Consider the following 5418-nt stretch of genomic DNA (forward strand, 5'->3'; position numbering starts at 1 on the left):
GGGGTCCGGGGGTCGGCCCCCGGAAGACACAGCATCGGAGCACGGGACTTCACCCCGGTGCGGTGACCCGGGGTGATACGGGTCGGGGCCTCCTCGTGTGGGACGGGAGGCCCCGGCCCGTGTCCGGATCCCGGTGACGGCCTCAGCCGGCCAGCGCGTCCAGCAGGCGGTCGACGTCGGCGGGCGTGTTGTAGAGGTGGAACGCGGCCCGCAGATTGCCCGCGCGCTGGGAGACCTCGATGCCCTTCGCGCTCAACTCGCCCTGACGGGCGCCGAGTCCGGGCACGGCGACGATCGGGGAGCCCGGCGCCCGGACCGGTTCGTGGCCGAGGGAGCGCAGCCCGGCGCGGAAGCGGTCGGCGAGGGCGAGATCGTGGGCGCGTACGGCGGACACGCCGATTTCCTCGACGAGTTCGAGTGAGCGGCGGGCGCCCGCGTAGCAGAAGAGGGCGGGACTCTCGTCGAACCGCCGTGCGGAGTGGGCGAGTTCCTCGACGGGGCCGTAGCAGCTGTCCCAGGGCCGCTCCCCCGCCACCCAGCCCGCGAACAGCGGGTCGAGGCCGCCGAGGTCGTCGGGGACGACCAGGAAGGCCACGCCCCGGGGGCACAGGAGCCACTTGAAGGCGACGGCGCTGACGTAGTCGTAGGCGTTCGCGTCGAGGTCCAGCCAGCCGGCGGCCTGGGAGGCGTCGACGTACACGCGCGCACCGTGCTCGCGCGCGGCCGCGCGGATGGCGGGCAGGTCGGCGACGCGGCCGTCGGCCGACTGTGCGGCGCTCACCGCGACCAGGGCCGTGCCGGGCCGTACCGCCTCGGCGACCCGCTCCAGCGGTGCGCTGCGCACCTTCAGGTCCCGGCGGACGTGGAAGGGGTTCACCAGGGAGCTGAAGTCGCCCTCGACGGTGAGGACTTCGGCGCCCTCGGGCAGTGCGGCGGCGATCAGCCCGGTGTAGACGGCGACGGAGGCGCCGGCCGCGACGCGCCGGTCCGGCACCTTCATCAGCCGGGCGAAGGAGGCGCGAGCGGCCTCGACGTCGGCGAACATGTCGGTCGGCTGCCCGGCGGCGGCCGCCGCCACGGCGGTGCCCAGGGCCTCCACCGTCCGGGCGGGCAGGAGACCGAGGGTCGCGCTGTTCAGATAGGTGGTCTTCGGGGCGAACTCGGCGCGGACGAGGGTCTCGAAGGTTTCCATGGGTCCACTGTGGGGCCCGTCGCGGCCCCCGTCCATCGCGCGTTTCTGCCGAGTGCTCCGAAGGATCCCTTATGGGTCCGCCCCGACCTGCGGTTCGTCCTCGCCGGTCAGCTCCGTGGCACCGCGCATCCGTCCGGGCCGCAGGCGTCCCCGTCCGCGTCGCCGTCCTGGAGGAGAGTCAGCGGCGAGCGTTCGCCCCACGCCTGGGTGAGGGCCTGGGTGAAGACCTCGGCGGGCTGGGCGCCGGAGACGCCGTACTTCCGGTCGAGCACGAAGAACGGCACCCCGGATGCACCGAGTTGCGCGGCCTCCCGCTCGTCGGCGCGGACCTCGGCGGCGTAGGCGTCGGGGTCGGCGAGCACCTTCCGGGCGGTGTCGGCGTCGAGCCCGGCGGCGACGGCCAGCTCCACCAGCCGTTCTGCGCCCTCGGTGAAGACGGACCGCTCCTCGGCGAAGTTCGCCCGGTACAGCGCGTCCAGCAGCTCGCTCTGCCTGCCGTGCTCCTTGGCGAGGTGCAGCAGGCGGTGCATGTCGAAGGTGTTGCCGTGGTCCCGGCCCCGGGTGCGGTACGCGAGCCCCTCGTCGGCGGCCTGCCGTCCCAGGTTCTCCTCGCCGTCGTGCGCCTGTGCCTCGCTCATCCCGTACTTCTTGGTGAGCATGGTGATCACCGGCTGCACGTCGTCCTTGGCCCGCCCCGGATCCAGCTCGAACGACCGGTGCACCACCTCGACCTGTTCCCGGTGCGGGAAGGCCGCGAGTGCCTTCTCGAAGCGTGCCTTCCCGACGTAGCACCAGGGACAGGCGATGTCCGACCAGATCTCGACGCGCATGCTCTCGGCTCTCTCCCGCTCGTACGGAGGCGGAGGTGGACGCCCTCCGCCGGGTCCGTGAACGTTCAATCAGCGGGTTTCATTCCCCGGTCACGGGACTGGAGGCGCCGCGCCCGCAGGTCGGATCACCGGGCGTCCGCGCACGCTGCCGTCGGTCGTGCGAGGCACGCCGGGGAAGGGAGGGCGCGGAAGCCCGGTGATCCGGTTGGGTGCGGCCGCTCAGCGCTCCAGCTGGCCGTTGAAGCGGCGGGGCAGCCCGAGCGGGTTGTCGTCGCGCAGCTCCGGCGGCAGCAGCGCCTCCGGGGCGTTCTGGTACGCCACCGGGCGCATCCACCGCTCGATCGCCGTACCGCCCACGGAGGTGGACGTCGAGGTCGTCGCGGGGTAGGGGCCGCCGTGGTGCTGGGCGGGGGCCACCGCGACACCGGTCGGCCAGCCGTTGACGAGCACGCGTCCGGCGAGCGGGGTCAGCCGGGCGAGCAGTTCGGCGCCGCGTCCCTGGCCGGCCGCCTCCTCGGTGGACAGGTGCACGGTCGCGCTGAGGTTGCCGGGCAGCCGCGACAGGACGGCCTCGGCCTCGCCCTCGTCCTCGTAGCGGGCCACCACGGTGACCGGTCCGAAGCACTCCTCCAGGAGCAGGTCGTGCTCCCCGTCCTCGGTGAGCTTCCCGGCCGGCACGGTCAGGAAGCCCGCGCTGACCGAGTGCTCGCCGCCCGCGCCCGGGGTGACCGGCGACTCGACGCCGGGCAGTGCGGAGCGCTCGGCGATGCCGGTGAGGAAGTTGTCGCGCATCCGGTGGTCGAGCAGGACGCCCGGGTCGGTGTCGCTGACGGCGTCGGTGAGCGACTTGACCAGGCCGTCGCCGGCGGCTCCGGACGGCACGAGGACCAGTCCGGGCTTCACGCAGAACTGCCCGACCCCCATCGTCATCGACCCGGCCAGCCCGGTCCCGATGTCCTCGGCCCGTTCGGCGGCCGCGGCCTCGGTGACGAGGACCGGGTTGAGCGACCCCAGCTCGCCGTGGAAGGGGATCGGCGCCGGCCGCGCGGCCGCCGCGTCGAACAGGGCCCGGCCGCCGCGTACGGAACCGGTGAAGCCGGCGGCGGCGACGAGCGGGTGCCCGACGAGTTCGACGCCCGCCTCGAAGCCGTGGACGAGACCGATCACGGCCTCGGGGACGCCGTGGTGCGCGGCCGCTCCGCGCAGCACCCTGGCGACCAGTTCGGACAGTGCCGGGTGGTCGGGGTGGGCCTTGACGACGACGGGGCAGCCCGCGGCGAGCGCGCTCGCGGTGTCGCCGCCGGCGACCGAGAAGGCGAAGGGGAAGTTGGAGGCGGAGTAGACGGCGACGACTCCGAGCGGCACCTTGTAGCGGCGCAGGTCCGGGATCGGCGGGGCCGCGGTGGCGTCGGGGTGGTTGATGATCACGTCGAGGAAGGCGCCCTCGTCGACGATGTCCGCGAAGGCCCGCAACTGGTAGCAGGTCCGGGCCAGTTCGCCGGTCAGTCGGACCGGTCCGAGCGCGGTCTCGGCGTCGGCGGCCTCGACGAGCCGGTCGCGGGCCCCTTCCAGCCGGTCGGCGGCGGAGCGCAGGAAGGCCGCGCGGACGGCGCGGTCGGCGAGCGCCCCGCGCGCCTCGTGCGCTGCCCGCACGACGGCGTCCACCTCCTGCGCTGTGGCCTCCACCGCAACCTGTTCCCGCTGCTTCCCGGTACGGGGGTCGACACTCCAGACTGGTGCTGCCACCGCGGATCCCTCCACATGTCTTGCCGCAGTATCCGGCCGGTCCCTACGGTCGGCCGCATTCGGGTTCACCACCAGGGCGTTCGATATACTGAACGCTGTCTCTGATGATGAATACTCTGTCGGAGACTATATCTCCAGCTTCTCGTCGAACGAAGGGGTCCAGGGCGATGTCGGCAGGCGACGCAGGCGGCGGGGCGCAGGTCAAGTCCGCGGTACGGACCGTGGAGTTGCTCGAGTTCTTCGCCGGCCGGCCCGGTATGCACTCGCTGGCCGCGGTCCAGGAGGCCGTCGGCTATCCCAAGTCCAGCCTGTACATGCTGCTCCGCACACTCGTCGAGCTGGGCTGGGTGGAGACCGACGCCACCGGCACGCGCTACGGCATCGGCGTGCGGGCACTGCTCGTCGGCACCTCCTACATCGACGGCGACGAGGTGGTCGCGGCGGCCCGTCCCACGCTGGACCGGCTGTCCGACGACACCACCGAGACGATTCACCTCGCCCGCCTGGACGGCACGAACGTCGTCTACCTGGCCACCCGCCAGTCGCAGCACTATCTGCGCCCCTTCACCCGGGTCGGCCGCCGCCTGCCCGCCCACTCCACCTCGCTGGGCAAGGCGCTGCTGAGCACGTACACGGACGAGCAGGTGCGCAAGATGCTCCCGGAGACACTGCCCGCGCTGACCGAGCACACCATCACCGACCGCGAGCGGCTCATCGAGGAACTGCATCAGATCCGCGAGCAGGGGTACGCCGTCGACCGCGAGGAGAACACCCTCGGCCTGCGCTGCTTCGGTGTGGCGATCCCGTACCGCACCCCGGCCCGGGACGCGGTCAGCTGCTCGGTCCCGGTGGCGCGCCTGACGCCGGCGCACGAGCAGATGGTGAAGGATGCTCTCTTCGACGCCCGTGACCGACTGACGCTCGCCACCCGGAGGCTGTGACACATGGAGGTCGTCCTCCGCGAGGTCCACGACAGCGATCTGCCGGTGTTCTTCCGGCAGATGAACGACCCGGAGGCGCTGCGGATGGCCGCCTTCACCCCGAAGGACCCGGCCGACCACGACGCCTTCACGGCGCACTGGCGAAGGCTGCGCGCCTCGTCCGTCGTGCTGCGCACCGTCCTGCTGGACGGTGACGTGGTCGGCAGCGCCGCCGTCTACGGAGAGCCGGGCGAACGCGAGGTCACCTACTGGGTGGACCGTGCCTACTGGGGCCGCGGCGTCGCCACGGCCGCGCTGCGCGCCCTGCTGGCCGAGGTGCCCGAACGCCCGCTGTACGCGCGGGCGGCGGCGGACAACGCCGGCTCGCTGCGGGTGCTCGCCAAGTGCGGCTTCCTGGAGTCCGCGCGGGCCCGGGGGTTCGCCGAGGCGCGGGGCGAGGAGATCGACGAGGTGGTGCTGTCGCTGCGGGCCGACGCCGGGTGAACGCGCGGGCCTGACGCGCCCCGCCCGGCCTCGTGGAGCGGACGGGGCACGTCATGTGCCCAGTGCTGTGGCCGGGAAGGTTTGCCGGGAAGCTCGCGGCGTCCGGTGCACGTCCGGTGCTGGGGGCACCTCCCACGCCCTTCAGGCAGTGGGGGAACATCGCAAGGCGGAGCATCACCCGCGTACTGGATGTACTCGGGTGATGCGACAACGCGGCGTGGGGGTA

The 5418-nt window shown here is 73.0% G+C and carries 5 protein-coding genes; 2 read left to right on the forward strand and 3 right to left on the reverse strand.

Translation table 11 applies throughout. The annotated features are described in order from the left end of the window. Positions 1–142: 142 nt before the first annotated feature. The 3 genes from ACIQMV_RS35280 to ACIQMV_RS35290 form a co-directional block, all read right to left on the reverse strand. Positions 143–1228: an aminotransferase class V-fold PLP-dependent enzyme gene (locus ACIQMV_RS35280; protein ID WP_402597217.1), complete on the reverse strand. Its 1086-nt coding sequence runs from the start codon at positions 1226–1228 to the stop codon at positions 143–145. Positions 1229–1299: 71 nt separating this feature from the next. Then, a complete protein-coding gene (locus tag ACIQMV_RS35285) occupies positions 1300–2022 on the reverse strand; it encodes a DsbA family oxidoreductase (protein ID WP_141362137.1) in 723 nt (240 codons plus the stop codon). Between the two features lie 219 nt (positions 2023–2241). Then, positions 2242–3768: an aldehyde dehydrogenase (NADP(+)) gene (locus ACIQMV_RS35290; protein ID WP_402597218.1), complete on the reverse strand. Its 1527-nt coding sequence runs from the start codon at positions 3766–3768 to the stop codon at positions 2242–2244. Positions 3769–3935: 167 nt separating this feature from the next. Between ACIQMV_RS35290 and ACIQMV_RS35295 the strand changes: the two genes are divergently transcribed. Both ACIQMV_RS35295 and ACIQMV_RS35300 read left to right on the forward strand, forming a co-directional pair. Further along, on the forward strand, positions 3936–4709 hold the full coding sequence (locus tag ACIQMV_RS35295) for an IclR family transcriptional regulator (protein ID WP_141362132.1): 774 nt from the start codon (positions 3936–3938) through the stop codon (positions 4707–4709). Between the two features lie 3 nt (positions 4710–4712). Beyond that, positions 4713–5192 carry a GNAT family N-acetyltransferase gene (locus ACIQMV_RS35300; RefSeq protein ID WP_402597219.1) on the forward strand — a complete coding sequence of 160 codons (480 nt, stop codon included), beginning with the start codon at positions 4713–4715 and terminating at the stop codon, positions 5190–5192. The last annotated feature ends 226 nt before the right edge of the window (positions 5193–5418 follow it).

This window comes from Streptomyces sp. NPDC091412 (assembly GCF_044756885.1).
In the GTDB taxonomy this organism is placed as follows: Bacteria; Actinomycetota; Actinomycetes; order Streptomycetales; family Streptomycetaceae; genus Streptomyces.